The organism is Nocardiopsis sp. NRRL B-16309, from assembly GCF_001279585.1.
Taxonomy (GTDB): Bacteria; Actinomycetota; Actinomycetes; order Streptosporangiales; family Streptosporangiaceae; genus Nocardiopsis.
Genome location: NZ_LGEC01000027.1, coordinates 78,427 through 104,772, shown reverse-complemented (window position 1 = coordinate 104,772; position 26,346 = coordinate 78,427). Strand labels below are relative to the sequence as shown.

Genomic DNA, 26,346 nt, shown 5'->3' with positions numbered 1-26,346 from the left:
CGCGGCGGCGCCCCCGCACCCGGACGGGTACGGGGGCGCCGCCGCGCGGTCCGCGCGCGGGGTCAGCCGGTGTTCTGCAGGCCGGCGGCCACGCCGTTGACCGACAGCAGGAGCAGCCGCTCCAGGTGCTGCTGGTCCTGCTCCGACAGGGAGTCGGCCTCCTCGCCGCGCAGGGCCTCCAGGGCACGCAGCTGCAGGTGCGACAGCGCGTCCACGTACGGGTTGCGCAGGTCCACGGCGCGCGAGAGCACGGCGCGGTTCTCCAGCAGGCGGCTGTGCCCGGTCACCTTGAGCACGAGGTCGCGGGTGCGGTCGTACTCGGCCAGGACGCGGTCGCTCAGCTCCTCGCGGCCGCCCAGCGCCAGGTACCGCTCGGCGATGGTGCGGTCGGTCTTGGCCAGGCTCATCTCCGCGTTGTCCAGCAGCGACGAGAACATCGGCCACTCGCGGTAGGCGGCGCGCAGCACCTCCAGGTCCTCCACGGCGGCCAGGCCGGTGCCCAGACCGAACCAGCCGGGCAGGTTGACGCGGGTCTGCGTCCACGCGAAGACCCACGGGATGGCGCGCAGGTCGCCCAGACCGCGCGCGGCGCCGCGGCGGGCCGGGCGCGAGCCCAGCCGCAGCTCGCCCAGCTCCTCCAGCGGGCTCACCCGGGAGAACCACACCGCGAACTCCTCGGTGTTGATGAGGTCCAGGTACGCCTCCTGGGCGGCGGCCGCGATGCGGTCGGCGTGGGGCCGGTACCGCTCGGCGGCGGCGCGCTCGCGCTCCTGCACGCTGTCGGTGGAGGCCATCAGCACCGCGTGGCCGACCTGCTCCACGTGGCGGCGGGCGATCGCCGCCTGGCCGTAGCGGGCGAAGATGACCTCGCCCTGCTCGGTCACCTTGAAGCGGCCACCCACGGAGCCGGGCGCCTGCGCGAGCAGGGCGCGGCTGGCCGGGCCGCCGCCGCGGCCGAGCGAGCCGCCGCGGCCGTGGAAGAGGGTCAGCCGGATGTCGTGCTCGGCGGCCCACGCCGCCAGGCGCGCCTGGGCGTCGTACAGGCGCAGGGTCGCGCTCACCGGGCCGACGTCCTTGGCGGAGTCGCTGTAACCCAGCATGACCTCGATCCGCCGGTCGGACTCGGACAGCCGCCGCTGCACCTGGGGCAGCTTGAGCATGCCGTCGAGCACGTGCGGCGAGGCGTCCAGGTCGGCGCCGGTCTCGAACAGCGGGATGACGTCCAGGACGATCCGCCGCCGCTCCCCCAGCGCGTGCTCCACCAGCTCGTACACGGCCTCGATGTCCTCGGCCGACCGGGTGAAGCTGACGATGTAGCGGCGGCACGCCTCCACACCGAACCGCTCCTGGATCCAGGCGATCACCCGGATGGTGTCCAGGACCTCCTCGGTGCGCTCCGAGCGCGGTCCGCCGGCGCGCAGCTCGGCGAGCGCGGCCGCGTGGACCTCGCTGTGCTGGCGGATCTCCAGCTCGGCCAGGTGGAAACCGAAGGTCTGGGCCTGCCAGATGAGGTGCTGGAGCTCGCCGTAGGCCTGGCGGACGGCGCCGGCCGCCACGAGCGAGTCCTGGACCAGGCGCAGGTCGGCGAGGAAGGCGTCGGCGTCCGGGTAGGCCAGGTCGGCGTCTCGCTCGCGGGTGGCGCGCAGCCTGGCCGCGGCCAGCAGCAGGAGCTGGCGGTGCGGCTCGTTGGGCGAACGGCTGGTGATCTGCGCCATCAGCGCGGGCTGGCCCGCCTTGCCGGTGGCGAGGGCGTCGAGCAGCGCCGGAGAGGCCGGAGTGAGGTTCGAGTACGCGGTGAGGGTGCGCGCCACCCGGTCGCACGACCTCTCCAGCCCGATCAGCACGTGCTCGGACTGGATGTTCATGGCCTCGCGGGTCACCTCGGAGGTGACGAACGGGTTGCCGTCGCGGTCGCCGCCGATCCAGGTGCCGTAGCGCACGAACGGGGTCGCGCGCGGGGGGCGGACCCCGGTCGCCTCGGGGTCGACCGCCGCGTCGAGCGCCCGGTACACGTGCGGGATGACGTCGAAGATCGTCTCGTCGAACGCGGCGAGGGCGGTGCGCACCTCGTCGAGCGGGTTGAGCTTGGTGTAGCGCAGCTGCGAGGTCCGCCAGAGGAGGTCGATCTCCTCCAGCAGGCGCCGGTGCGCCTCGGCGGCGGCGGAGCTGCCCTCGTGGGAGGCGTGCCAGGCGTCCAGCTGGGCGCTGATCCGCAGGATGGAGGTGGAGACGGCGCGGCGGCGGGCCTCGGTGGGGTGCGCGGTGAGCACGGGGTGGAACTCCATCCCCGCGATCAGCTCGTCGAGCCGCTCCTCGCCGCCCTCGGCCTCGCGGATCGCGCGCACGGCCGCGGCGAGCGACTCGCGGGGCGGGTTGGCCGCGTCGTCGCGCTCGCGCAGGGCGCGCATGCGCTGGTGTTCCTCGGCCAGGTTCGCCAGGTGGAAGTAGACCGTGAACGCCCGCGCGACCTGCTTGGCCCGCTCCAGCGGCCACGCCGCGACGATCGCGGTGATCTCCTCCGTGGTGACCGCGCCGTCCCGGGCACCGATCACGGCGTGCCTGAGCCGTTCGACGTCGGAGAGGAGGTCCGCTCCGCCGCTTTCGGCGAGGACCGTTCCGAGCATCTCTCCGAGCAGTTTGACGTCATTCCGAAGCTGCTCGGGGACTTCCTGCCGGGCACTGTCGCGTTCTGCGCTTACCGCTGTCATAGGCCCGACCATACAGAGATCGCGCACGTGGGCAGGTGCGCGGGGGTGTATTTTGACGGTTTTGCCAACGCGTTAATCATTGTTACTCCCGAGGTTCCGTGAACAGGAAATCACGCCGTTCTCGGAACCGAAGCGGACCATTCCGCGCCCGTCCCCCCTGAGTCGCCGCACGTGGACCCGGCCGCACGGACCGCCGGGAAACCGTGGGCCAGGTTCCCGGCCGTCGGCACGCGAGGGCTAACCTGAGCTGTTATGGCCAACGAAGCCCCTGAACCGCTGTCCGCGGCTGAGATCGACATCCACACCACCGCGGGCAAGCTCGCCGACCTGCAACGGCGCAGGTACGAAGCCGTCCATGCCGGGTCCGCGCGAGCCGTCGAGAAACAGCACGCCAAAGGCAAGATGACCGCACGCGAGCGGATCGACGCACTCCTCGATCCCGGCTCGTTCGTGGAGTTCGACGCCCTGGCCCGACACCGATCCACCAACTTCGGTCTGGACCGCAACCGCCCCTACGGCGACGGCGTCGTCACCGGCCACGGCACGGTCGACGGACGCCCCGTCGCCGTCTTCAGCCAGGACGTCACCGTCTTCGGCGGATCGCTGGGAGAGGTGTACGGCGAGAAGATCTGCAAGGTGCTCGACCACGCCCTCACCAACGGGTGCCCCGTCGTGGGCATCAACGAGGGCGGCGGCGCGCGCATCCAGGAGGGGGTGGTCGCGCTGGGGCTCTACGCCGAGATCTTCAAGCGCAACACCCACGCCTCCGGCGTCATCCCGCAGATCTCCCTGATCATGGGCGCGGCGGCCGGCGGGCACGTCTACTCCCCCGCCCTGACCGACTTCGTCGTCATGGTCGACGAGACCTCCCAGATGTTCATCACCGGTCCGGACGTCATCAAGACGGTCACCGGCGAGGACGTGTCGATGGAGGAGCTCGGCGGGGCCCGCACCCACAACACCCGCTCGGGCGTGGCCCACTACATGGGCGCCGACGAGCAGGACGCCATCGACTACGTCCGGACCCTGCTCTCGCACCTGCCGGACAACAACCTGGAAGAGGCGCCGATCCTGCCCGCGGAGTCCCCCGCGGGCGCCGAGGCGACCGACACCGACCTGGCGCTGGACACCTTCATCCCGGACTCGGCGAACCAGCCCTACGACATGCGGCAGGTCGTGGAGGCGGTACTCGACGACGGCGACTTCCTGGAGGTCCACGCCCAGTTCGCCACCAACATCGTGGTGGGCTTCGGGCGCGTGGACGGCCGGTCGGTCGGAGTGGTCGCCAACCAGCCGATGAGCTTCGCCGGCTGCCTGGACATCGACGCCTCCGAGAAGGCCGCGCGCTTCGTGCGCACCTGCGACGCGTTCAACGTCCCGGTGCTGACCTTCGTGGACGTGCCCGGGTTCCTGCCCGGGACGGACCAGGAGTGGGACGGCATCATCCGCCGCGGCGCCAAGCTCCTGTACGCCTACGCCGAGGCCACGGTCCCGCTCATCACCGTGATCACCCGCAAGGCCTTCGGCGGCGCCTACGACGTGATGGGGTCCAAGCACCTGGGCGCCGACGTCAACCTGGCCTGGCCGACCGCGCAGATCGCGGTCATGGGCGCCCAGGGCGCGGTCAACATCCTGCACCGGCGCACGCTGGCCGAGGCCGAGGACGTCGAGGCCGAGCGCACGCGGCTGGTCGGCGAGTACGAGGACACGCTCCTCAACCCCTACTCGGCGGCCGAGCGCGGCTACGTGGACGGCGTCATCCTGCCGTCCGAGACCCGCGACCAGGTCGCCAAGGCGCTCAGGGCGCTGCAGAACAAGCGCGAGCAGCTACCGCCCAAGAAGCACGGGAATATTCCGCTGTGACCGGGCACGAGAAGCAGCCCCACCTGGTCGTGGTCCGGGGCGAACCGACCGCCGAGGAGCTCGCGGCGCTCACCGCCGTGCTCAGCGCACACGCGGCCGCCGCCAGGGCCGCCGCCGAGGCACCGGCACCGACCGCGCCCGCCTCCGGCTGGCGGGACCGCTCCCGCACGCTGCGGCCCCGGCTCCACCCCGGACCCGGCACCTGGCGCCGGAGCCTGCGGTGAGCCCCGTGTCCCGCGACCACAGCACCGACTCGTCGAGCGTGCGGCGTGTGAGCGTCCCACGCCACAGCAGGAGGATTTCCCACCGTGCGTAAAGTTCTGATCGCCAACCGCGGCGAGATCGCCGTCCGCATCGCCCGCGCCTGTCGCGACGCGGGCCTGGGCAGCGTCGCCGTCTACGCCGAACCCGACCTGGACGCGCTGCACGCCAAGGTCGCCGACGAGGCCCACGCCCTGGGCGGGGCCACCCCCGCCGACTCCTACCTCGACATCGCCAAACTGCTGGCCGTGGCCGCGGAGTCGGGCGCCGACGCCGTCCACCCCGGCTACGGGTTCCTGGCCGAGAACGCCGACTTCGCCCAGGCCGTCATCGACGCCGGGCTCACCTGGATCGGCCCGCCCCCCTCGGCGATCACCGCCCTGGGCGACAAGGTCCAGGCCCGCCACATCGCGCAGCGGGTCGGCGCCCCGCTGGTGGCGGGCACCCCGGACCCGGTGGAGTCCGCCGAGGAGGTGGTGGCCTTCGCACGGGAGCACGGGCTGCCCCTCGCGATCAAGGCCGCCTTCGGCGGCGGCGGCCGCGGCCTCAAGGTCGCCCACACCCTGGACCAGGTCCCCGACGCCTACGAGTCGGCGGTGCGCGAGGCCGTCACCGCGTTCGGGCGCGGGGAGTGCTTCGTGGAGCGCTACCTGGACCGGCCCCGCCACGTGGAGACCCAGTGCCTGGCCGACACCCACGGCAACGTCGTGGTGGTCTCCACCCGCGACTGCTCGCTGCAGCGCCGCCACCAGAAACTCGTGGAGGAGGCCCCGGCCCCCTTCCTGACCCCGGAGCAGAACGAACAGCTGTACGCGGCCTCCAAGGCCATCCTGGCCGAGGCCGGGTACGTGGGCGCGGGCACGTGTGAGTTCCTGGTCGGGGCGGACGGCACCATCTCCTTCCTGGAGGTCAACACCCGGCTCCAGGTGGAGCACCCGGTGACCGAGGAGGTCACCGGGGTGGACCTGGTGAGGGAGATGTTCCGCGTCGCCGACGGGCAGGAGCTGGGCTTCGACGATCCGCCGGCGCGCGGGCACTCCTTCGAGTTCCGGATCAACGCCGAGGACGCGGGCCGGGGCTTCATGCCGGCGCCGGGCACGATCACCAAGCTGTCGCTGCCGGGCGGGCCGGGCGTGCGGGTGGACACCGGGTGCGAGGCCGGGTTCACCGTCCCGCAGGCCTTCGACTCGATGGTGGCCAAGCTCATCGTGACGGGGCGCACCCGCGCCGAGGCGCTCGAGCGCTCGCGGCGGGCGCTGGCGGAGTTCACCGTGGGCGGGATGCCCACGGTCATCCCGTTCCACCAGGCGGTGGTGTCCGATCCGGCGTTCGCCCCGGCCGACCCGGAGCGGGAGTTCGGGGTGTACACGCGGTGGATCGAGACCGAGTTCGACAACACCATCGAACCGTGGACGGGGACGCCCGGCGAGGCCGGTGCGGCCGAGCGCGAGACGGTCACCGTCGAGGTGGGCGGCAGGCGCCTGGACGTGGTGCTGCCCGCGGGGCTGGGCGCCGCCGCGGCGGCTCCGGCCGAATCGGGCGGCGAGCGCCGCAAGCGCGCCTCGCGCAAGGGCGGCGGGGGCGCGGCGGCGGTCAGCGGTGACGCGCTGGTCTCGCCCATGCAGGGCACGGTGGTCAAGCTGGTGGCCGAGGAGGGCGCCCAGGTCTCCGAGGGCGACACGGTCGTGGTCATCGAGGCCATGAAGATGGAGCAGCCCCTGACCGCCCACAAGGCGGGCACGGTCAGCGGGTTGAAGGTCGCCGCGGGCGAGACCATCGGCAACGGCGCGGTGGTCTGCGAGATCAAGGACGCGTAGCGCCCACCCGCTCCGGGCGGACACGAGGGGGAGGCACCGGAGAGCCGGGGCCTCCCCCGCCAACGTTCCAGGTCAGCGCTGAAGCATGGGGGCTCGCGAGTACAGGGCTTCCGTCGATGAGTTCGGTGTGCGGCGGAAGATCCGGGATGCGGTCGAGGTCGTCGGCGGTGCAGCCATCCTGCGGGGGCATGGGAAGCCTCACCTCGCCGAACTCGGAGACCGGGCGCTCGGCCACGGTTGGAACAGACATGTCGCTGCCTCCGGTCGTCGGATCGTTCTCGTCGCCCACGGTGGCCAGCTCTGTCACCCCGTCACGGTGTCTTCCTGGATCGTCTCACCCGAGGCCGCGCCGAGGGTGATCCTCGCCGCACTCCCGTGGCCCTCGGGGCGCCAGGACGCCCGCCACACGGGCGCTGCGGGCCCCCGCCGCCAAGATTCATCCGATGACCGTATGGAACAAAGTGGGAACCACGGTTATTGTTCTCCATTGTGACGAACATCTGGGGACTGACGCGAAGGTGGCACATCGACCTGTGCCGCTTCGACAGCCACGCGTGTAGCTAGGTTCACGCGCGCCCGTCCGGGCTGCGCGCCGCACACCCGTACCCACCCCCAGATCACCCTCCCGCGGTGATCCCGCCCCATCCCCCGAGCCGGGCCCCTGCTGTCCCACGGCGCCGACCGCGCCGTCGTTCACCCGCGCCCGGACGCCTTCCACCACGTCTGGAGTCACCTGCCGTGTCCGCGCAGACCACCGTCAAGCGCAAGCGTCCACGCTTCCCGTTCGCCGCCCAGGTCCTGGCCGGCCTGGTCCTCGGCCTCCTGCTGGGCGTCGTCGCCCTCCAGCTCGGCACCACCGGCGACGGTGAGCCGAACTGGCTCGCCGTCACCCTGGAGACCGTCGGCTCGACCTTCGTCTCGCTGCTGCGCACGATCGTCCCGCCGCTGATCGTCCTCGCCGTCATCTCCTCCATCGCCAACCTGCGCAACGTCGCCAACGCCGCCCGGCTGGCCTGGAAGACGCTGCTGTGGTTCGCCATCACCGCGCTGATCGCGGTCGCGATCGGCATCACGCTCGGACTGGTCTTCCGTCCGGGCCTCAACAGCGCGGTGGACGCCTCCACCGCCGCCGAACCCAGCACCACCGGCTCCTGGCTGGCGTTCATCGAGAGCATCGTCCCGGCCAACTTCCTCGGCCTGGCCGCCAGCACCTCGGCCGCCGACGACGGCTCGCTGTCGACCTCGCTGTCGTTCAACGCCCTGCAGCTCATCGTGATCGCCGTGGTTCTGGGCATCGCCGCGGTGAAGGTCGGCAAGTCCGCCGAGCCGTTCATCAACTTCACCGCGTCGGCCCTGGACGTCGTGCTCAAGGCCCTGTGGTGGGTCATCCGCCTGGCCCCGATCGGCACCGTCGGCCTGCTCGGCAACGCGGTCTACAGCTACGGCTGGACCACCATCGGCGCGCTCGGGCAGTTCTCCGTCACCATCTACGTCGGCCTGGCCCTCGTGGTGTTCGTCGTCTACCCGCTGCTCGCCGCCGTCAACGGGCTCTCCCCGGTCAAGTACCTGACCGGTGTGTGGCCCGCCGCCCAGCTCGGCTTCGTGTCCCGCTCCTCCATGGGCACCCTGCCCGTGACCCAGCGGGTCGCCGAGCAGAACTTCGGCGTGCCCCGCCACTACTCCGCGTTCGCGGTGCCGTTCGGCGCGACCACCAAGATGGACGGGTGCGCCGCGATCTACCCGGCGATCTCGGCGATCTTCGTCGCCCAGTTCTTCGGCATCGGCCTGGGCGTCACCGACTACCTGCTGATCGTCTTCGTCTCGGTCATCGGTTCGGCCGCCACCGCCGGCACCACCGGTGCGACCGTCATGCTGACCCTGACCCTGTCCACCGTGGGGCTGCCCCTGGAGGGCGTGGGCCTGCTGCTGGCCGTCGACCCGATCCTGGACATGGGCCGTACCGCCACCAACGTGGCCGGCCAGGCGTTCATCCCGGCGATCGTGGCCAAGCGCGAGGGCATCCTGGACACCGCCCGCTACCACGCTCCCCGCGGCGTGACCGGCTTCGTGCCGCTCGACGAGGAGTCGGACTCCGTCCCGACCGGTGCCGACACCGACGGGGCCGCGGACCGGGACTCCGGCGCGACGGCGTCCGAGCGGTCCGCGTCGTCCGAGCAGTCAGACGAGAAGGAGACGGCCGGGTCGAGCACGACCTGACCTCGACAGGACCCTCACGACCCGACCGCGACGGCCCGCCGGACTCCTCCGGCGGGCCGTCGCGCGCGTCCGTGCGGTGAGACACTGGGACTGACGGGAACTGTCCAGGTGCCTTGTTCGTCCCTACGGATGAGGGAGGCGAGAGGAACGACATGTTGCGCCGCTTGGTAACACCCACAGTGCTGACCGCCGGACTCGCGGCGGCGGTGGTGACCGCTTCGGTGGTGCCCGCCGCGGCGGAGGCCGAGCCCGAGGCACCCGAGACCCAGGACATCGTCGCCGAGTTGGAGAACGACGGTGTCTTCATCGACCCCACCATCGCCGACCAGATCCCGTCGGCCGACGAGAGCGCGCTGGAGTCCGCCGCCGCCGGCTCCGACGTCCCCGTCTACTACGTGATCCTGCCGTCCGGAACGGTCGGCTCCGAGGCCGGTCTGGAGACCTACCTCGAACCCGTCATGGGCGAGGTCGGTGACGGCGTCTACGGCGTCCTGGCCGGAAGCGACGCCTTCCGCGTCCTGTCGCCCAACGTCGAGGACACCGAGGCCATCCGCGAGGCCGCGCTCGCCGAGGGCGACAACAACCAGATCACGACGCTCGCGGCCGTGCCCGAGGCCATCGACACCGTCGAGGAGGACGCCGCCGCGGGCGCCACGTCCGGTGTCGTCCTGCTCGCCATCCTCGTCCTGCTCGTCGCGGGCGGCGGCTGGTTCGTCTACAACCAGCGCAAGAAGCGGGCCGCCGAGAAGGCCAAGCAGCTCGCCGAGATCAAGCAGATGGCCACCGAGGACGTCGTCCGGCTGGGCGAGGACGTCGCGCGGCTGGAGATCGACCTCTCCGCGGTCGACGAGGAGACCCGCACCGACTACTCCCGGGCCATGGACTCCTACGACCAGGCCAAGTCCCTGCTCGACACCCTCCAGGAACCCGACCAGGTGCGCATGGTGACCGGTGCGCTGGAGGACGGCCGCTACTACATGACGGCCACGCGGGCGCGGTTGAACGGCCAGGAGGTGCCCGCACGGCGCGGGCCCTGCTTCTTCAACCCGCAGCACGGCCCGTCCACCACGGACGTCGAGTGGGCCCCGCCCGGCGGCTCCCCGAGGTCGGTCACGGCCTGCGACAGCTGCGCCCAGGCCGTGCGCACGGGCGGACAGCCCGACGTGCGCCTGGTCGAGGTCGACGGCGAGCGCCGGCCCTACTACGACGCGGGCCCGGCCTACTCGCCCTACGCCGGCGGCTACTTCGGGATGGACATGATGATGGGCATGTTCACCGGCATGATGATGGGCTCCATGATGGGGTCCATGCTCGGCGGCGGCATGATGGGCGGAGACATGGGCGCCGGCGACATGGGCGGCGGTGACATGGGCGGCGACTTCGGAGGTGACTTCGGCGGAGGCGGCGACTTCGGCGGCTTCGACTTCTGACCGACGCGCACCCGTATGACGCACGGCCCCGAGGCATCGGCTCGGGTTCCAGCGGTGGTCGCAACACCCTGACTTCGGGGAGGTTGCGGCCACCGTGTCGTTTGCCAAGGTCGAACGGCCCGACAGCGCTCCCACCGCGTTCTCGTCAGTCGGCGGCGGAACCGCACGGAACGCGCCCTACGCCTCCGACCGCCCTCCGGCCGCGGCGTCGAGGCGCTCGACCCAGGCGGCGGCCTCGGCCGCGGTCTCCGCGGGCTCCGCCGCGGTGGTGTCCAGCAGGGTCAGCGGCGGCGTGAGGCGTTCGGCCTCCTCCTCCACCCAGTCGGCGAAGTCCAGCGTCTCGGCGATGCGCTCCTCGTCCCAACCGCGCCAGGCCGGACGGGCCCGCAGCCGTGCGGCCAGGACCCCGGGATCGCAGGTCAGCGCCAGGTAGTGCACGTCGGTGAACAGGGCGCGCTCGGGCAGCGGCTCGAACTCGGGCGGGACGACCGTCCCGCAGAGCACGACCGGACGCCCGTTCTGCTGCACCATGGCGGCCGTGCGCAGCCAGGTGGAGCGGAACAGCCGGTGTTCGTCGGCGGGATCGCGAAGACCGCCCACCCACAGCAGGTCCTGTTCGAGGACGACGAACCGGTCCCGGAGCCGTTCCAGCAGCAGCCCGGCGATGGTGGACTTGCCGGTGCCGCTGGGACCGGACACGCAGTACAGCGGCCGCCGCAGGAAGGGCCGGGTCCGGCCGCAGTCCGCGCACGACAGGACCGACGCCCCCGCGCTCGTGTCGGGGACGCCGTTCCACGCACCGCAGTGCGTACAGATCAGCGGATGCACCGCCGCCTCAGTCGAAGAGGTCTTCGAGGAAGCTCTTGCGCCGCTTGCGGCCGTAGGGGCGGGGAGAGTCCTTGTAGCCGCCGCCGTAGGGGCGCGGGGAGTCCTTGTAACCGCCGCCGTAGGGGCGCGGCGAGTCCTTGTAACCGCCGCCGTAGCCGCCGCGGGCGGGGTAGCCGCCGCCCTGGGCCGGATAGGCGGGCGGCGGGGGCGGGGGCGCGGAGGGGTCGGGCGGGACGGCACCGTAGTGCCGCTGCTCGGCGTTGGCGATGGCCTCCAGCTCGCCACGGTCCAGGAAGATGCCCTGACAGCCCTCACAGCGCTCGATGTGGACGCCGTGCCGGTCGAAGGTACGCATGTGCCCTTGGCACTTGGGACAGATCATGTCCGGATCCTACGGCTTCCGGTGTCTGGTTCACATATGGACCCGGGTCCGGCCTGCCCCCATTGACGCCCTCGCGGGCTCGACCGGGGCCGCGGGCGCGGGGAACGGGGCCCTCCGCGGGCCCCGGAGCTCCCGGCCGTGGGACGCCCTACCGGAGCCCTGGGGGCCGGGAGGGCGTCACGGGCCCGGTCTACTCGGGGGAGGCGAGCATGAGGGAGCGGGCTGCCTCGGTGACGCTGCCCGACAGCGACGGGTACACCGCGAAGGTGTGCGCGAGGTCGTCCACCGTCAGGCGCTGCTGGACGGCCACCGACACGGCCAGGATCAGCTCGCTGGCACGCGGTCCGACGATGACGCCGCCCAGCACGATGCCCGTGTGCTGGCGGCAGATGAGTTTCACGAAGCCGTCCTTGACCTCGTTCATCTTGGCGCGCGGATTGGTGTTCAGCGGCAGGGTGACCGACCGGCCGTCGATGCGCCCGCTGCGGACGTCGTCCTCGCTGGCCCCGACCGCCGCCAGCTCCGGGTGGGTGAACACCGTGGAGGCCACGGTGGACAGCTTGAGCGGGGACACCGCCTCGCCCAGCGCGTGCCACATGGCGATGCGGCCCTGCATGGCCGCCACGGAGGCCAGCATGTTGACGCCCGTGCAGTCCCCGGCGGCGTACACGCCCGGAACGGTGGTGCGCGAGACCCGGTCGACCTCGACGAAGCCGCCCTGGGCCAGGCGGACCCCGGCCTCCTCCAGCCCCAGGCCCTCCGTGTTGGGGATCATGCCGACCGTCATCAGACAGTGGCTGCCCTCGACCGTCCGGCCGTCGGAGAGGGTGACGACGACGCCGTCGTCGGTGCGCCGGACCGACTCGGCGCGCGTCTGGCTGAGGACCGTCATGCCGCGGCGCATGAAGACCTCCTCCAGGACCTCGGCGGCATCGGCGTCCTGGGTTGGCATGACGCGCTCGCGGGAGGAGACGAGGGACACGTCGGAGCCCAGCGACTGGTAGGCGCTGGCGAACTCGGCGCCGGTCACGCCGGACCCGACCACGATGAGCCGTTCGGGCAGCTCCTCCAGGTCGTAGAGGTGGCGCCAGGTGAGGATGCGCTCGCCGTCGGGTTTGGCGGTGGGCAGCTCACGCGGGTGGGCACCGGTCGCCAGCAGCACGACGTCGGCGCGCAGCCGCTGCTCGCCGACCGCGACGATGTGCGGGTCCACGAGACGGGCCTCGCCCTCGATGACCTTGACGCCCTCCTTGACCAGCCGCTTGCGCGTGTCCTCGGACTGGGCCTGGGCGAGGTCCTTGATCCGGGGGTTGACCTGCGAGATGTCGACCTCGACCTCGGCCTTGTCCTCGTGGATCGAGGGGATGTTGATCCCGAGGATGTCGGCCTCGCGCACGTAGGTGGTGCGGGTCGAGGTGGCGATGAGGCTCTTGGAGGGCACACAGTCGGTGAGGACGCAGGCGCCGCCGATACCGTCGCGGTCCACCACCGTCACGTCCGCGCCGAGCTGCGCGGCGACCAGCGCCGCCTCATAGCCCCCGGGTCCGCCCCCGATGATCACGACCTTCGTCACGCTGCTTCACTCCCTCTGCGGGCTGCCCCTGGCCCGTTCCCGGTCCGGGTGACATTCGGGCATGGCGGGGCGCCACCTGGATGTATCGGTTGCCTCCATTGTCGTCTATGGGGACCTGTGCCCACCTCAGCCACCCCGGCGTCCGCGAACCGCGGTTCGTCTGGGATTCCGGTCTCCGGACACACTGCGTTGCGTTCCGGAACAATCCCACTACACAGCGGTAGCATCCGACTTGTGAGCGAAACAGAGCAGCCGCCCCGGACCACCGACGAGGCGAAGGCCCTGGCGGCCACCGCCGCGAAGGAGCTGCTGGCGCGGGCCGGTGCGGACCACTTCGACGCCATGGTCGTACTCGGCTCCGGCCTGACCGGCGCGGCGGACACGCTGGGCTCGGCGGACATCGAGTTCGACTCCACCGAACTGCCCGGATTCCACCCGCCCACCGCCGACGGGCACTCCCCCAAGGTCCGCAGTATGTGGGTGGGCGAGAAGCGCGTCGCCGTGTTCATGGGGCGCGTGCACGTGTACGAGGGCTACGAGGCCATCGAGACGGCGCACGCGGTGCGCACCGGCATCGCGGCGGGCGCGCGCACGGTCGTGCTCACCGGTTCGGCCGGCTCCCTACGGGCGGACATCGCCCCCGGTCAGCCGGTGGTCGTGCGAGACCACATCAACCTCACCTCGACGTCGCCGCTCAAGGGCGCCTCCTTCGTCGACCTGTCGGAGGCGTACAGCCCCCGGCTGCGCCAGATCGTCCACGACGCCGACGCCACCCTCGCCGAGGGCGTCTACGTGGCCACGATCGGCCCTCAGCTGCAGACCCCGGCCGAGCTCCAGGTCCTGGGCCAGGCCGGCGCGGACGTCGTGGGCCGCTCGATCGCCCTGGAGACGATCGCCGCCGTGGAGATGGGCGCCGAGGTGCTGGCGCTGGCGATGGTGAGCAACGACGCCCTGGGGGCGGTGTTCCACCCCTTCGAGTCCGAGCGCGCGCTGGAGGTCGTGGAGCAGCGCGCCCCGCGCCTGGGCTCGTTGATCAACCGGGTCCTCGCCACGGTGTGACGCGGGCGCCCCTAAGACGGGGCCTTCGCGCCTTCCGGTGCACGCCCTCGTTCCTCGGGAGCGCACCTCCAGCCACTCCAGAACCCCGTCGGCGCCCTCACCGTGCCTTCCTCGGGCCTCCGCTCGTTCCTCGCTTCGACCCCGGCGCCCCTAAGACGGGGCCTTCGCGCCTTCCGGTGCACGCCCTCGTTCCTCGGGAGCGCACCTCCAGCCACTCCAGGACCCGTCGGCGCCCTCACCGTGCCTTCCTCGGGCCGCCGCTCGTTCCTCGCTTCGACCCCGGGCGCCTGGTGGACGGGGGCCCTCTCGTCTGGGAGGCTCCGGACAACGCAACGGAGGCCCCACGACGGTGAGGCCCCCAGAGGACGAAGAAGCACAGCCTCCGACCGGGCGGGCCGGTACCGGCGTGGCGAGCGTACACCCCGAGGCCTTGGGATGGACGGCACCGGCCGTGGCTCGGTCGAAGGCTGTGCTGTTGTGGTGTCGTGTCGCGCGGGATCCCCGCAGACCCCGTTGGACTCGCGAACCCGACACCGTTCCATATTCAGTTGAACCGCGCGCGCCGCCTTCGGGGGAAGTCCGGGTGGGCGACCATCCGCGCGAAGTCCGCCCGCCCGGAACACTCTCCCTTAGGCATGCCTTACCTAACCAGATGCCGGGGTCCGCGTCAACCCCGGCACCCCTGGAAACACGACGGACCCGGCCGCCCTGGCGCCGGGTCCGGTCGGGTCCGCTGGATCAGGTGAGGAACGCCGCGCCCGCCAGCATCACGACGGTCGCGGCCAGGACCACGATCACCTCGACCGGGACCATGGTCTGGGGCGCGTCCTCTGCGCCCAGGGCGGCGGGTCCGGCCTCGTCGACGTCCTTGATCGGCCCGGTCAGCGGGCGCGTCCTGTACCGCTCGGCGTCCTGGCGCAGCTGGCGCGCGGCGAGGTCGACCGGCCGCATGGCCGCGGGGTCCTCGTCGTGGTCGGCGTCGAGGAAGCCGGCGTCCCGGCGCATGTTCTCCCGCACCCTGGCGCGCTTGGTCTCCCGCAGCGGCCACGAGCGCACGATCGCCTGCGGTGTGTGCACCCGGAGCACGTCGGTGACGTCCACCCACCGGACCGCCGCCCACGGGACGAAGGTCTCCCGCAGGGGGTTGATCACCCGCAGGCCCCGTTCGGTGACCACCACGCGCGGCCGTATCCACACGAGGTAGACGACGGCCACGCTGGCGGCCAGCACGGCGCCGGCGATCCACGCCTGGCGTCCCTCGCCCCGGAGCAGGACGTCCAGGATCAGGAGCACGGCGATCACGATCCACGCCGCCGCCAGCAGGCGGGTGGACGTGGAGTAGTGACTCGTGGGGTGGGGCGGCTCCATCAGTCGGTCGCCCACTTCAGCTGCGCGAAGCCCGGCTTGATGATGCCGTTGATCAGGGCCAGGCGCTCGTCGAAGGGCAGGAAGGCCGACTTCATCGCGTTGACCGTGAACCACTCCAGGTCGTCCCAGCCGTACCCGAACGCCCGGGAGAGCTTGGCGAACTCCTCCGACAGGCTGGTCCCGCTCTGCAGCCGGTTGTCGGTGTTGACGGTGACCCGGAAGCGCAGGTCGTGCAGGAGCCGGATGGGGTGCTCGGCGATGGACTCGGCCGCGCCGGTCTGCACGTTCGAGCTCGGGCACATCTCCAGCGGCACGCGCTTGTCGCGCACGTACTGGGCGAGGCGGCCCAGCACGGGCACGCCGTTCTCGTTCTCGGTGATGTCGTCGATGATGCGCACGCCGTGCCCGAGCCGGTCGCACCCGCACCACTGGAGGGCCTCCCAGATCGACGGCAGGCCGAACGCCTCACCGGCGTGGATCGTGAAGTGGAAGTTCTCCCGCCGCAGGTACTCGAAGGCGTCCAGGTGGCGGGTCGGCGGGTTGCCCGCCTCGGCGCCGGCGATGTCGAAGCCGCTCACGCCCGCGTCCCTGTAGCGGACCGCCAATTCGGCGATCTCGGAGGAGCGCGCGGCGTGCCGCATGGCCGTCACCAGCTGCCCGGTGCGGATGCTGCGGCCGCGGTCGGCGGCGCGCTTCTCGCCCAGTTCCAGCCCTTCCTGGACGGCCTCCACGACCTCCTCCAGGGTCAGGCCGCCCTCCAGGTGCTGCTCGGGCGCGTAGCGCAGTTCGGCGTAGACGACGCCGTCGGCCGCCAGGTCCTCCGCGGCCTCGGAGGCGACCCTGACCAGGCCCTCCCGGGTCTGCATGACGGCGGTGGTGTGCGCGAAGGTCTCCAGGTAGCGTTCCAGCGACCCCGAGTCCGACGCGTCGCGGAACCACACGCCCAGTTCGGCGGGGTCGTTGGTGGGCAGGCCGGTGTATCCGACCGCGGCCGCCAGTTCCACGACGGTGGAGGGACGGAGGCCGCCGTCGAGGTGGTCGTGCAGGAGGACCTTCGGCGCCCGACGGATCTGCTCGATGGTGAGTGGCTGGTTCATGCGTTTCAGGATGCCATCTGGCCGCCGTGCGCTCCGCCACGCCGGGGTGAAGTTGCCGAAAATCCGGTAGAAGCCGAGGTGGGGCGCCCGTGCCGCGGTGTCGTGCTATGCGCTGTCTCGCGCGGGTGGCCGGACGTCCCCCTGGTCGGTCGGCGCTCTCTCAGGCGAGGGCCTGGTCGTCCACGTCGGCGTGGGGGCGGGCGGTCTCCCACAGCGCGGTCAGGGCCGAGGTCACCATGAACCGGGTGCCGACGCCGATGGCCCGTTCGTCCACGTCGAATCCGCCGCGGTGCAGGTCCAGCATCGGGCCCTCCCACTCCGGGGAGTGCGTGCCCAGCCGCGCCAGCGCGCCGGGGACGTGCTCCAGGTACCAGGCGAAGTCCTCCCCGCCCAGGCTCTGCGGGGTGGCCGCGACCGCGTCGGAGCCCAGCGACAGCGTGACCGCCTCGCGCATCATCTCGACGCTGCCCGCCTCGTTGATGGTGGGCGGCACGCCCCGGCGGTAGGTCACCTCGGCCTCGGCGCCGTAGGCACCGGCCACCGACTCGACCAGGCCCTTGACGATGTCGGGGGCCGCGTGCCAGGCCTCGTCGTCCAGGCAGCGCACGGTGCCCTCCGCGACGGCGTCGTCGGGGATGACGTTGGGCGCCGATCCGGCGCTGATCCGGCCCCAGACCAGGCTGAAGCCCGCGCGGGGGTCGATGCGCCGGGACAGCGCGGCGGGCAGTTCGGTGACCACCTTGCCCATGGCGTAGACGAGGTCGGAGGTCAGGTGCGGGCGGGCGGTGTGCCCGCCGGGCCCGGAGAGGCGCACCATGAGCTGGTCACAGGCGGCGGTGATGCCTCCCGAGCGCAGCCCGACCTTCCCGACCATCAGGCGGGGGTCGCAGTGCAGGGCGAAGATGCGGTCGACACCCTCCAGCGCGCCCGCGTTGACCACCTCCACGGCGCCGCCGGGCAGTTCCTCGGCCGGCTGGAAGACGAGCCGGACGCGGCCGGGCAGGGCGCCCGCCCGGGCCTGCTGGGCGAGGAAGACCCCCGTGGCCAGCAGGACCGTGGTGTGCACGTCGTGTCCGCAGGCGTGGGCGACGCCGGGGACGGTGGAGCGGTAGGGCACGTCCTTCTCGTCCGAGAGGGGCAGCGCGTCGATGTCCGCCCGCAGGGCGACCAGGGGGCCGGAACCGGAGCCCACGTCGCAGACCAGGCCGGTTCCCTGGGGGAGCTCCTTGGGTTCCAGGCCGACCGAGCGCAGCCGTTCGGCGATCCGCCCCGTGGTGCGGTGTTCGGCGAAGGCCAGCTCGGGGTGCATGTGCAGGTCCCGGCGGAAACCGGTGAACTCCCGCTCATGGCGCGCCAGAAAAGCGGTCAACTGTTCCGGCAGGTCACGTCCCTGCATGCGAGGGTCCCCTCTTCGTTCACGTCTTACCGCGCACCGGCTCCATCGCCGACACCGACCGCTGCACGGGTGGGGTGGTCGCCCTGGAGCTCGGCTGCGAGCATGTCGACGACGTCGTCCAGCGAACCGCCCGCGGCGACGACCGCGCGCTGCCTTTCGTAGGAGGCACCCTTGTCCAGGATCTCGGAGATCAGGTCCAGGTCCTCGGCGCAGCCCAGGCGGGCCGCGACGGGCGCCAGCTCGCGTACCAGCTCGTACAGGTCGTCCCGGAGCGGAACGGTGGTTCCGTGCAGATCCGTGATGACACGGGCGTCCAGTCCGTAGCGAGTGGCCCGCCACTTGTTGTCCCGTACCAGCCAGGACGGCGGGCTGGGCAAGCCGTACCCGCGGTCGAGCTGGTGGTCGAACAGCTCCACCAGGCTCTGCGAGAGCGCGGCGGCCATTCCCACCTCGCGCAGTGTGGGAATCCCGTCGAACATCCGGATCTCGATGGTGCCGAAATCAGGGTGCGGACGGATGTCCCACCACACTTCCTTGATAGAGGCGATGGTACCCGCCCTGAGTAGCGTTTCGATGTATTCCTCAAAAGCCGTCCAGTGCGGGAGGTTCACGGGGGGTCCGGACGTCGGCAGCGCACCGAAGATGATCGACCGCGAGGACGCGAGCCCGGTGTCCGCACCACTCCAGAATGGGCTGGAAGCACTCAAAGCGAGGAAATGAGGGAGATACCTCGCAAGGGCGTTCACCATGGGAATGGCCTTCTCCGGACTGCGCACTCCCACATGGACGTGGACGCCGCAGGTGAGGATCCTGCGCGCCAGCCACTGCATGCGGTCCACGAGTTCGCCGTAGCGGGCGCCCGGGCTGAGGGACTGGTCCCGCCAGTCGTCGATGGGGTGGGTCCCCGAGCAGGTCAGCGTGGTGCCGCGCGGGTCGAGGACCTCCCTCATGCGGCCGAGGTTGCGCGCGAGGTCGCTCTTGGCCTCGTCCACCGTCTCGCAGATCCCCGTCACGACCTCGACCTGCGACTGCATGAGCTCGTGCCGGAGCGGGGGCGCGGCGTCCTCGCTCAGGTCGGGGAGGTCGGCCAGGAGTTCCCTCGCCTCCTGGCGCAGGTGGCGGCTGCGGCGGTCGACGAGCTGGAGTTCCCACTCCACACCGAGCGTCGCACGTTCGGACGACTTGAATGCGATTCCCATCTGCCCTCCGGGGGGTGATTGCCGACCGCCGTGGTCGGCGCACCTTCGAGCCCCGGCGAACCGGTCAACCGGGGCAGAAGAGGACTACCCTTCCCACACCGCGCGCATACGGGTATATGTACCCGCCCACGGGAGGAATTCCTGAAAAGATTCGGAACGGGTTCAGCGATCGCGCCGCCGCGCCCGCCGGAGCAGCCCGGCGGCCGCTCCCCCGGCCCCGGCGGCGCCCAGCAGGGCGGCGATCCCCGCGACGATCCGCTGGTCGACGCGGTGCCGGGCGAGCGCGGACGCGGACACGCGCGCCCCCGGTCCCCGCCGCGACCAGTCCAGGCCGTTCTCCCCGGGCAGCGGCAGCGTCCCGGTGTAGGGCGCCGGCATCGGGAGCCAGGTGGCCGTCCAGGCCGCGCTGAACATCACCAGGCGCATCACCAGGTTGATCCACACGAGCAGCCCGACGAGTACCGCGAACGACGCGTAGACGGGGTTGCTGAGGGTTCCGGCGAGCAGTACGGCCGCGGTCGCCTTGAGCACCTCGAAGCCCACGGCGCCGAGCAGGGCCCCGCGCCACATCATCCGCATCGGCCGTCCGCTACCCGACAGCAGCGTGAACACCAGCACGAACAGGACCATGTTCATCGAGATCGCGATGGCCAGCGCCAGTAGCCGCAGCAGCAGGTTGGCCCACACGGAGCCGTCCAGCCCCACCAGGGCCAGCAGCCAGGTCGTGGCCGCCTGCCCGACGCTGGTGAAGGACACGGTGAGCAGCAGCGCCAGCCCCAGGCCGGCCATCACGAACAGGTCGCCCGCCTTGCGCAGCAGGACGTTGGGGCCCTCCTTGACGCTCTTGAGCCAGATCGAGTGCAGGGCCTGGCGCAGCGCCGACACCGAGTTCAGGCCCGCGTAGAGCAGGCCGAGCAGACCGATGACTCCGGCGCCCACCCGCGCCTGGGCGATGTCGTCCATGGGCAGCTGCTCGGACAGTCCCGGCAGCACGCCGTCGATCCCCTCTTCGAGGGTGGCGGTGAGCTCGACCTGCATCGAGGCCAGGTAGCCGACCACGGCGAAGGCCAGCGCGAGCAGGGGGAAGAAGGACAGGAACGCGAAGTAGGTGACCGCCCCGGCGAGCTGGTTGCCGTTGCGGTCGGCGTAGCGCTCGTAGGCGCGCACGGCGTGGTCCACGGCGGGGTGGCGCCGCCTGAGACGCCAGTACGCGTCCATCGACAGGTTCCGGTAGTGCCGGGCCCCGTCCTTCGCCCTGTCCAGCGCTGCGGCCATACGGTCCTTCCCATGCACGCCCGGAAGTGTGGGACACCCTAGTGCAGTCGCGCCGCGGTAGGGGGGCGCCACGCGCGGGTGCGCCGCGGTACACGGCAGACTTGGGGTAGGAGCCGTCAAGGGGGATCGGGGAGAAGGGGGACGTCCGGTGGGGGGCGCGGGGGCGCGGTTGCGTGCTGTGTTGGGGGTGCGGTCGGCGGGGCCGCGCGGCGAGTGGCCGGTCGGGGCCCCCGATCCGGACGCGCTGGCCAAGGAGTACCTGCGGCGGTTCGGCGCGGAGCCCGCGGGGGTGTGGCGCGCGCCGGGCCGGCTGGCGCTGATGGGCGAGCACACGGCGGTCGCCGCCGGAGCCGCCCTGTACGCCGCCCTGCCCTGGGGTGTGACGGCGGCGGTCGGGGAGGCTCCGGGCGCGGGCGTGCACGTGGCGACGCCCCTCGGCGCCGTGCGGCCCCGGGAGCCCGCGGCGCGGGCCGTCGCCGCGGCGGTGGCCGACGCGCGCCGGAACGGCTCCCTGGCCCCCGACACGGGGGTGCGGGTCCTCCTGGACGCGGACCTGCCGGAACACGCCTCCCTGGGCCGCACGGCCGCCGCGGGCAGCGCGGTGGCCCTGGCCCTGGCCGACATGGGCGGCGACCCGCCCCCCGAGCGGGACGAGGCCGACGGGCGCGTGGCCATGGTCGCCCGGCCCGGCTGCGTGGTGCGCTTCCATCCCCGGGGGAGGAAGTCGACGGTCCTGCCGTTCGACCTCGCGGCCGAGGGGCTGCGGCTGCTCGTCATCGACACCGGCGCCCTGCCCCGCCGCGATCCGCGCCCCGTCCGTGAGGCCGAACTGGCACGGGCCGAGGAGGTCCTGGGCCCGCTGCGCGCGGTCCGGGACCTGCCCGCGGCGCTGCGCGAGCTGCGCGACCCGGTGCTGCGTACGCGGGTGGAGTACGCGGTCACGGAGACGCACCGGCTCAACGCCGCCGTGGGCCTGCTGCGCGCGGGCCGCTCCGCGGAGGTCGGTCCGGTGCTGACCGCCTCGCACCTGTCGCTGCGCCGGTTCGACCTGCCCACACCGGAGGTGGACCTCGCCGCGGAGACCGCGTCCCGGGCGGGGGCCCGCGGCGTGCGGATGTCCGGGTGGCGCGGCACGGCGCTGGCTCTGGCCGCCGAGGACCGCGTCGACCGGATCACGGACGCGCTCGCCCGGGCGTTCGCCGACCATGGCCGGGTGGCGCCCCGCGTGCGCGCGGCCGTGCCCTCGGCCGGTGCCCACCGCTTGAGGTGACCTCGGTTCGGACGGATCGGGGCGAACCCGGCTACCCTTTCTGCGATCACATAGCCAGGAAGCACACCCCCAGACGTCCACGGCGCGGAGCAGATAGGCGAATCGATGGCTGACCGCAGGAGCGACCCCGGCTCGACCGGTGAACACGACAAGGCGGGTGTGTTCCGCAGGGGCGGCACACCCGGTCGGCCTGACCAGTTCGAGAAGCTCTACCGCTCGCGCGAGTCCGAGCAGGAGGCCGCCGGCGGTCCGCGCCGGCTGCCCAGGGCCGGCGAGGTGCCCCCGGTGCGCCGGAGCGCCCCCAGGCGCAGGACGCACTCGGCCGGGCGCGAGTACGACGGCCGGGGGATCGAGCGCCGGGCCAAGGAGAGGCGGCGCAAGCGCGTCAGCACCATCGTGACGAGCACGCTGGTGGTCCTGCTCGTCGTCCTCATCGGCGTGCCGACCGCGTTCTACCTGTGGGCGGACTCGCGCCTGCAGCACGTGGAGGCGCTGCTGGACTACGACGGGCGCCCCGAGCGCCAGGACGGCACGACCTTCCTCATCGTGGGCTCGGACAGCCGCGACGGCCTGGACGACGACCAGGTCCGCGACCTGGCCACCGGCCGGGCCGAGGGCCGCCGCACCGACTCGATCATGCTGCTGTACATCCCCGACGAGGGCGACCCCACGATCATCAGCGTGCCCCGCGACTCCTACGTGCCGATGGCCATCCCGGGGTTCGCGGACAACAAGATCAACGCCTCGTTCGCCGACGCCGTGTGCGGGACCGACGAGGACGGCGAGGAGGTCTGCGGCGGCCCCGCCCCCCTGGTGGAGACCTTCGAGCGCGCGTCCGGCGTGCGCGTCGACCACTACGTCGAGATCGGCATGGGCGGCTTCGTGGACCTGGTCGACGCGGTGGGCGGCGTGGAACTGTGCCCCGAGGAGCCGATGGTGGACCCCAAGGCGGGGCTGGACATCGAGGCGGGCTGCCAGGAGATGGACGGCGGCACGGCGCTGGGCTACGTGCGCACCCGCGCCACCCCGCGCGCCGACCTCGACCGCATCCAGCGCCAGCGCGAGTTCTTCTCCGCGCTCGTGCAGAAGGCCAGCGACCCCTCGACCCTGTTCAACCCGGTCCGGGCCATCCCGCTCGTCACCGCCGGCACGGACACGTTCATGGTGGACGAGGGCGACCGCCTCCGCCACCTGGCCACGATGATGCTGGCCCTGCGCGGAGGCACGGAGACCACCTCGGTGCCCGTGGGCAGCACCCCGACCCTGGACGGCGTCGGCTCGGTCGTGCTCTGGGACGAGGAGCGCTCGGGGCAGATGTTCGCCGCCATCCGCGAGGGCGAGCCCATCCCGGAGAGCGTCATGGCCGAGTGAGTTGCTGTGTTTTCTGGGGCCTCCGCTCTGTGCTTTCTGGGGGCCTCCGCTCGTTCCTCGCTTTGGCCCCGTGCTCGGGGCGCCGAGTAGCCAGCGTTCTTCGTGGCCCCGTGCTCGGGGCGCCGAGTAGCCAGCGTTCTTCGTCGTCGACTTGCCTTGCTCGTTCCTCGCGGCGGCCCCGTCTCCTCCTGCAGAACACTGGCCCGCCCCTCGCGAGCCCCCCTGTGGCCCGGGCGGGCTGAACGGCCACCTTCAACCCCCTGGGGTTGAGGGCAGGATGAACGGCCGACCTCTCACCCCCTCGGGTGGACGTAGACCGTCCCCGTGCAGCTCCCACCCCCTGCACCGCCCCCAACCGATGAACGGCTCACGTCCCACCCCCGGCCCCGGGCACAGGAGGTGGGACGTGCGCGTCCGCGCCTTCGAAATCGCAGGCGGTGGGCGTGCCCGGTTCCGCTCACGGGGACCACAGGGGGTTGGACGTGCACACGCGGGCTGCCTCAGCCCCGGGGGTGGCAGGTGGCCGTCCACGTGGCGGGGCTACAGGGGGTGAGAGGTGGCCGTTCAGCCCGCCCCAGCCCCAGGGGGTTGGGCGTGAACACGCGGGACTACGGGACCCCAGGGGGTGAGGCGTGAGCGGTCCAGCTCACCGCAACCACAGGGGGTTGATCCGGGCCAAAGCGAGGAACGAGCGGAGGCCCAAAGAAAGCACAGGTGTGAGGGGCGCGCCGGTGACTGCAGGAGGAGCCAAGCCGGAGCGAGGAACGAGCGCAGGCGTAGGCGACGACGAAGGCCCCGGCATGAAGCGCCCCGAACACACCCCGAACACACCCCGAACACACCCCGAACACGGCGAAGGGCCCGCCACCAATGGTGACGGGCCCTTCTTCGTGACGTTCCGTACTGTGCGCGCCTACCCCCCAGCGGGCGCAAAGCCGGCACGTCGGTCTGTTGTGGCCGAGGGGCTCGCACCCGCTCTGGCCTGCCGGTTCTCACCGGCGTGTCTCCACCATAGGTCAAAGTTCGCGAAAGGTGCGAATCCTGCCCACGTGTCTTACGTCGCACCCGGGCGCGGTGGCCCTCACCCGGGGTGGCCATACTCCCACCCACAGACACCGGCTGTCCGGCGAACACGGTAAACACACCGAGAAACTTGTGCGGCGCCCCGTGTCCGAAGGCCCCAAACGGCGCGTTCGCGCGCAATCCCTCCTCTGATCGGGGAACGGCGACGCCCGGGCGCCCCCTCTCGGGGACGCCCGGGCGTGGTGAAGGTCACCCGACCCGCGGGCTCAGTGCGGATCGGACGAACAGCCCTAGGCCAGGCGCTTGCTCAGGTTCTCGTCCAGCGCGGCGAGGAACTGCTCGGTGGTGAGCCACTCCTGGTCCTTGCCGACCAGCAGCGCGAGGTCCTTGGTCATCTGGCCGCCCTCGACGGTCTTGACGACGACGTCCTCGAGGGTGTTGGCGAACTCGACGACCTTGGGGGTGTTGTCCAGCTTGCCCCGGTGGTCCAGACCGCGGGTCCACGCGAAGATGGAGGCGATCGGGTTGGTCGAGGTGGGCTTGCCCTGCTGGTGCTGGCGGTAGTGACGGGTCACCGTGCCGTGCGCGGCCTCGGCCTCGACGGTGCGGCCGTCGGCGGTGCGCAGCACCGAGGTCATGAGGCCGAGCGAGCCGTAGCCCTGGGCGACGGTGTCGGACTGCACGTCACCGTCGTAGTTCTTGCAGGCCCAGACGTAGCCGCCCTCCCACTTGAGCGCCGCGGCGACCATGTCGTCGATCAGGCGGTGCTCGTAGGTCAGGCCGGCGGCGTCGAACTTCTCCTTGAACTCGGCCTCGAAGACCTCCTGGAACACGTCCTTGAACATGCCGTCGTAGGCCTTGAGGATCGTGTTCTTGGTGGACATGTAGACCGGGTAGTTGCGGTCCAGGCCGTAGTTCAGGCTGGCGCGCGCGAAGTCCTCGATGGACTTGCGGAAGTTGTACATGCCCATCGCGACACCGCCTTCCTCGGGGAAGTTCGCGACGTCGAACTCGACCGGCTCGCTGCCGTCGGCCGGGGTGTAGGTCATGGTGACCGTGCCGGGGCCGGGCACCTTGAAGTCGGTGGCCTTGTACTGGTCGCCGTGGGCGTGGCGGCCGATGATGACGGGCTTGGTCCAGCCGGGGACCAGGCGCGGCACGTTCTCACAGATGATCGGCTCGCGGAAGACGACGCCACCGAGGATGTTGCGGATGGTGCCGTTGGGCGACCGCCACATCTTCTTGAGGCCGAACTCCTCGACCCGGGCCTCGTCCGGCGTGATCGTGGCGCACTTGACGCCGACGCCGTACTCCTTGATGGCGTTGGCGGCGTCGACCGTGATCTGGTCGTCGGTGCGGTCGCGCTCCTCGATCCCGAGGTCGTAGTACTTCAGGTCGATGTCGAGGTACGGGAGGATCAGCCGGTCCTTGATGAAGGACCAGATGATCCGGGTCATCTCGTCGCCGTCCAGCTCGACTACGGGGTTTTCGACCTTGATCTTGGCCATGGCTGTGTGGCTGTCCCTTCAGTCTGCGCCACCACCTCGTACGACGGGCCGGTCCCGGTTCGTGGCCGTTCCCAGGTCCGCGCGCGGCGTTGTCCCACGCCCGCCCGGCGTCCGTGCTACCGGGGAGGCGGTGGCGTGTCGGTGTCGCGGTATCTCGACGTCAAGCTTATTCGACGCCTACGCGGACAGTTGCGGCGCCACCCATGCGAGCACGATCAGCAGCACCGCCATGCCGACGAGGGTGGTCAGATCGATCCAGCGCCGACGCACGGCGAGCATGCCGATCCAGTCCTTGGGCAGGAACAACCGGAACGCGGCCGCCAGCAGCAGCGCGCCCGCGATGATCGCCGGACCGCGTTTGAAGTAGGCCGCAGCGACGATCACCGTGCCCGCGGCCAGCGCGGACATCACGAGGAAGTAGGGGACCTGGGCGAGCCAGTCGGGCACCTCCGGGCGCTCCCGGGGCCGATTCTTCCGGGTCTCGTCAGGTGTCTCCGCGTCCGACAACTCCGCCAACCCCGCTTCGTTCACCGTGTCCCCGACCCGTCCGGTCTCCGACCTGCCCGCGCGACCCTCCCTGGCTCCGCGGACGGGACCCCGGCACGAATCGCGGTGGAACCGGACGCCGGCACGGGAGAGACACCACCATTGTAGGGATCAGTGTCGCCACGCCTCTGCACTCACGGAAACGGTCTCACCGC

At 71.7% G+C, this 26,346-nt stretch carries 19 protein-coding genes and 1 pseudogene; 8 read left to right on the top strand and 12 right to left on the bottom strand.

Annotated elements, in window-relative coordinates; genetic code table 11:
• Positions 1-62 precede the first annotated feature (62 nt).
• The gene (locus tag ADL05_RS05100; protein ID WP_053615696.1) at positions 63-2,624 is read right to left on the bottom strand and encodes a phosphoenolpyruvate carboxylase; all 2,562 of its coding nucleotides are present in this window, start codon (positions 2,622-2,624) and stop codon (positions 63-65) included.
• Between the two features lie 336 nt (positions 2,625-2,960).
• Between ADL05_RS05100 and ADL05_RS05095 the strand changes: the two genes are divergently transcribed.
• The 3 genes from ADL05_RS05095 (at position 2,961) to ADL05_RS05085 (ending at position 6,649) form a co-directional block, all read left to right on the top strand.
• A complete protein-coding gene (locus tag ADL05_RS05095; RefSeq protein ID WP_053615695.1) occupies positions 2,961-4,571 on the top strand; it encodes an acyl-CoA carboxylase subunit beta in 1,611 nt (536 codons plus the stop codon).
• Positions 4,568-4,795: an acyl-CoA carboxylase subunit epsilon gene (locus tag ADL05_RS05090; protein WP_053615694.1), complete on the top strand. Its 228-nt coding sequence runs from the start codon at positions 4,568-4,570 to the stop codon at positions 4,793-4,795. The genes ADL05_RS05095 and ADL05_RS05090 overlap by 4 nt, the downstream gene beginning before the upstream one ends.
• An 84-nt stretch (positions 4,796-4,879) precedes the next feature.
• On the top strand, positions 4,880-6,649 hold the full coding sequence (locus tag ADL05_RS05085; RefSeq protein ID WP_053615693.1) for a biotin carboxylase N-terminal domain-containing protein: 1,770 nt from the start codon (positions 4,880-4,882) through the stop codon (positions 6,647-6,649).
• Between the two features lie 88 nt (positions 6,650-6,737).
• Here ADL05_RS05085 and ADL05_RS31545 read toward each other — a convergent pair.
• A pseudogene (locus ADL05_RS31545) lies at positions 6,738-6,899 on the bottom strand (Uma2 family endonuclease); the annotation flags it as partial.
• Between the two features lie 488 nt (positions 6,900-7,387).
• Between ADL05_RS31545 and ADL05_RS05080 the strand changes: the two are divergent.
• Entirely contained in the window at positions 7,388-8,866 is a 1,479-nt protein-coding gene (locus ADL05_RS05080) for a dicarboxylate/amino acid:cation symporter (protein ID WP_053615692.1), read from the top strand.
• 179 nt (positions 8,867-9,045) lie between these two features.
• Positions 9,046-10,296, top strand: coding sequence for a hypothetical protein (locus tag ADL05_RS05075; protein WP_053615691.1), 1,251 nt, complete (start codon positions 9,046-9,048; stop codon positions 10,294-10,296).
• Between the two features lie 177 nt (positions 10,297-10,473).
• Here ADL05_RS05075 and ADL05_RS05070 read toward each other — a convergent pair whose 3' ends face one another.
• From ADL05_RS05070 to ADL05_RS05060, 3 genes are all read right to left on the bottom strand, one after another.
• Positions 10,474-11,124, bottom strand: coding sequence for an AAA family ATPase (locus ADL05_RS05070; RefSeq protein WP_053615690.1), 651 nt, complete (start codon positions 11,122-11,124; stop codon positions 10,474-10,476).
• Positions 11,125-11,131: 7 nt separating this feature from the next.
• Positions 11,132-11,506, bottom strand: coding sequence for a zf-TFIIB domain-containing protein (locus ADL05_RS05065; RefSeq protein ID WP_082376111.1), 375 nt, complete (start codon positions 11,504-11,506; stop codon positions 11,132-11,134).
• 190 nt (positions 11,507-11,696) lie between these two features.
• A complete protein-coding gene (locus tag ADL05_RS05060; protein WP_053615688.1) occupies positions 11,697-13,079 on the bottom strand; it encodes an NAD(P)H-quinone dehydrogenase in 1,383 nt (460 codons plus the stop codon).
• A 234-nt stretch (positions 13,080-13,313) separates the two neighbouring features.
• On the opposite strand from ADL05_RS05060, the gene ADL05_RS05055 reads away from it, so the two are divergent.
• Complete coding sequence (locus tag ADL05_RS05055; protein ID WP_053615687.1) at positions 13,314-14,138, top strand: purine-nucleoside phosphorylase; 825 nt, start codon at positions 13,314-13,316, stop codon at positions 14,136-14,138.
• Positions 14,139-14,876: 738 nt separating this feature from the next.
• On the opposite strand, the gene ADL05_RS05050 is transcribed toward ADL05_RS05055, so the two are convergent.
• From ADL05_RS05050 to ADL05_RS05030, 5 genes are all read right to left on the bottom strand, one after another.
• Positions 14,877-15,521, bottom strand: a complete 645-nt coding sequence (locus ADL05_RS05050) for a PH domain-containing protein (RefSeq protein WP_053615686.1) — start codon at positions 15,519-15,521, stop codon at positions 14,877-14,879.
• The gene (locus ADL05_RS05045; RefSeq protein ID WP_053615685.1) at positions 15,506-16,603 is read right to left on the bottom strand and encodes an adenosine deaminase; all 1,098 of its coding nucleotides are present in this window, start codon (positions 16,601-16,603) and stop codon (positions 15,506-15,508) included. Before ADL05_RS05045 ends, ADL05_RS05050 begins: the two co-directional genes overlap by 16 nt.
• 160 nt (positions 16,604-16,763) lie before the next feature.
• The gene (locus tag ADL05_RS05040) at positions 16,764-17,999 is read right to left on the bottom strand and encodes a M20 family metallopeptidase (RefSeq protein WP_053615684.1); all 1,236 of its coding nucleotides are present in this window, start codon (positions 17,997-17,999) and stop codon (positions 16,764-16,766) included.
• A gap of 26 nt (positions 18,000-18,025) precedes the next feature.
• Complete coding sequence (locus ADL05_RS05035) at positions 18,026-19,198, bottom strand: glutamate--cysteine ligase (protein ID WP_053615683.1); 1,173 nt, start codon at positions 19,196-19,198, stop codon at positions 18,026-18,028.
• 162 nt (positions 19,199-19,360) lie between these two features.
• Positions 19,361-20,473, bottom strand: coding sequence for a YhjD/YihY/BrkB family envelope integrity protein (locus ADL05_RS05030; protein ID WP_053615682.1), 1,113 nt, complete (start codon positions 20,471-20,473; stop codon positions 19,361-19,363).
• 148 nt (positions 20,474-20,621) lie between these two features.
• On the opposite strand from ADL05_RS05030, the gene ADL05_RS05025 reads away from it, so the two are divergent.
• Together ADL05_RS05025 and ADL05_RS05020 are read left to right on the top strand one after the other, a co-directional pair.
• Positions 20,622-21,743, top strand: coding sequence for a galactokinase family protein (locus tag ADL05_RS05025; protein WP_053615681.1), 1,122 nt, complete (start codon positions 20,622-20,624; stop codon positions 21,741-21,743).
• Positions 21,744-21,848: 105 nt separating this feature from the next.
• On the top strand, positions 21,849-23,114 hold the full coding sequence (locus ADL05_RS05020; RefSeq protein WP_053615680.1) for an LCP family protein: 1,266 nt from the start codon (positions 21,849-21,851) through the stop codon (positions 23,112-23,114).
• Positions 23,115-24,427: 1,313 nt separating this feature from the next.
• Here ADL05_RS05020 and ADL05_RS05015 read toward each other — a convergent pair.
• Positions 24,428-25,645 carry an NADP-dependent isocitrate dehydrogenase gene (locus ADL05_RS05015; RefSeq protein WP_053615679.1) on the bottom strand — a complete coding sequence of 406 codons (1,218 nt, stop codon included), beginning with the start codon at positions 25,643-25,645 and terminating at the stop codon, positions 24,428-24,430.
• 177 nt (positions 25,646-25,822) lie between these two features.
• Positions 25,823-26,176, bottom strand: a complete 354-nt coding sequence (locus tag ADL05_RS05010) for a DUF3017 domain-containing protein (RefSeq protein WP_053615678.1) — start codon at positions 26,174-26,176, stop codon at positions 25,823-25,825.
• Positions 26,177-26,346: the final 170 nt, after the last annotated feature.

Coding starts and splice junctions, on each gene's coding strand:
- ADL05_RS05095 (WP_053615695.1), top strand. CDS start 2,961: ATGGCCAACGAAGCCCCTGAACCGCTGTCCGCGGCTGAGATCGACATC.
- ADL05_RS05030 (WP_053615682.1), bottom strand. CDS start 20,473: ATGGCCGCAGCGCTGGACAGGGCGAAGGACGGGGCCCGGCACTACCGG.
- ADL05_RS05015 (WP_053615679.1), bottom strand. CDS start 25,645: ATGGCCAAGATCAAGGTCGAAAACCCCGTAGTCGAGCTGGACGGCGAC.
- ADL05_RS05065 (WP_082376111.1), bottom strand. CDS start 11,506: ATGATCTGTCCCAAGTGCCAAGGGCACATGCGTACCTTCGACCGGCAC.
- ADL05_RS05035 (WP_053615683.1), bottom strand. CDS start 19,198: ATGGGAATCGCATTCAAGTCGTCCGAACGTGCGACGCTCGGTGTGGAG.
- ADL05_RS05045 (WP_053615685.1), bottom strand. CDS start 16,603: ATGAACCAGCCACTCACCATCGAGCAGATCCGTCGGGCGCCGAAGGTC.
- ADL05_RS05040 (WP_053615684.1), bottom strand. CDS start 17,999: ATGCAGGGACGTGACCTGCCGGAACAGTTGACCGCTTTTCTGGCGCGC.
- ADL05_RS05100 (WP_053615696.1), bottom strand. CDS start 2,624: ATGCTCGGAACGGTCCTCGCCGAAAGCGGCGGAGCGGACCTCCTCTCC.
- ADL05_RS05020 (WP_053615680.1), top strand. CDS start 21,849: ATGGCTGACCGCAGGAGCGACCCCGGCTCGACCGGTGAACACGACAAG.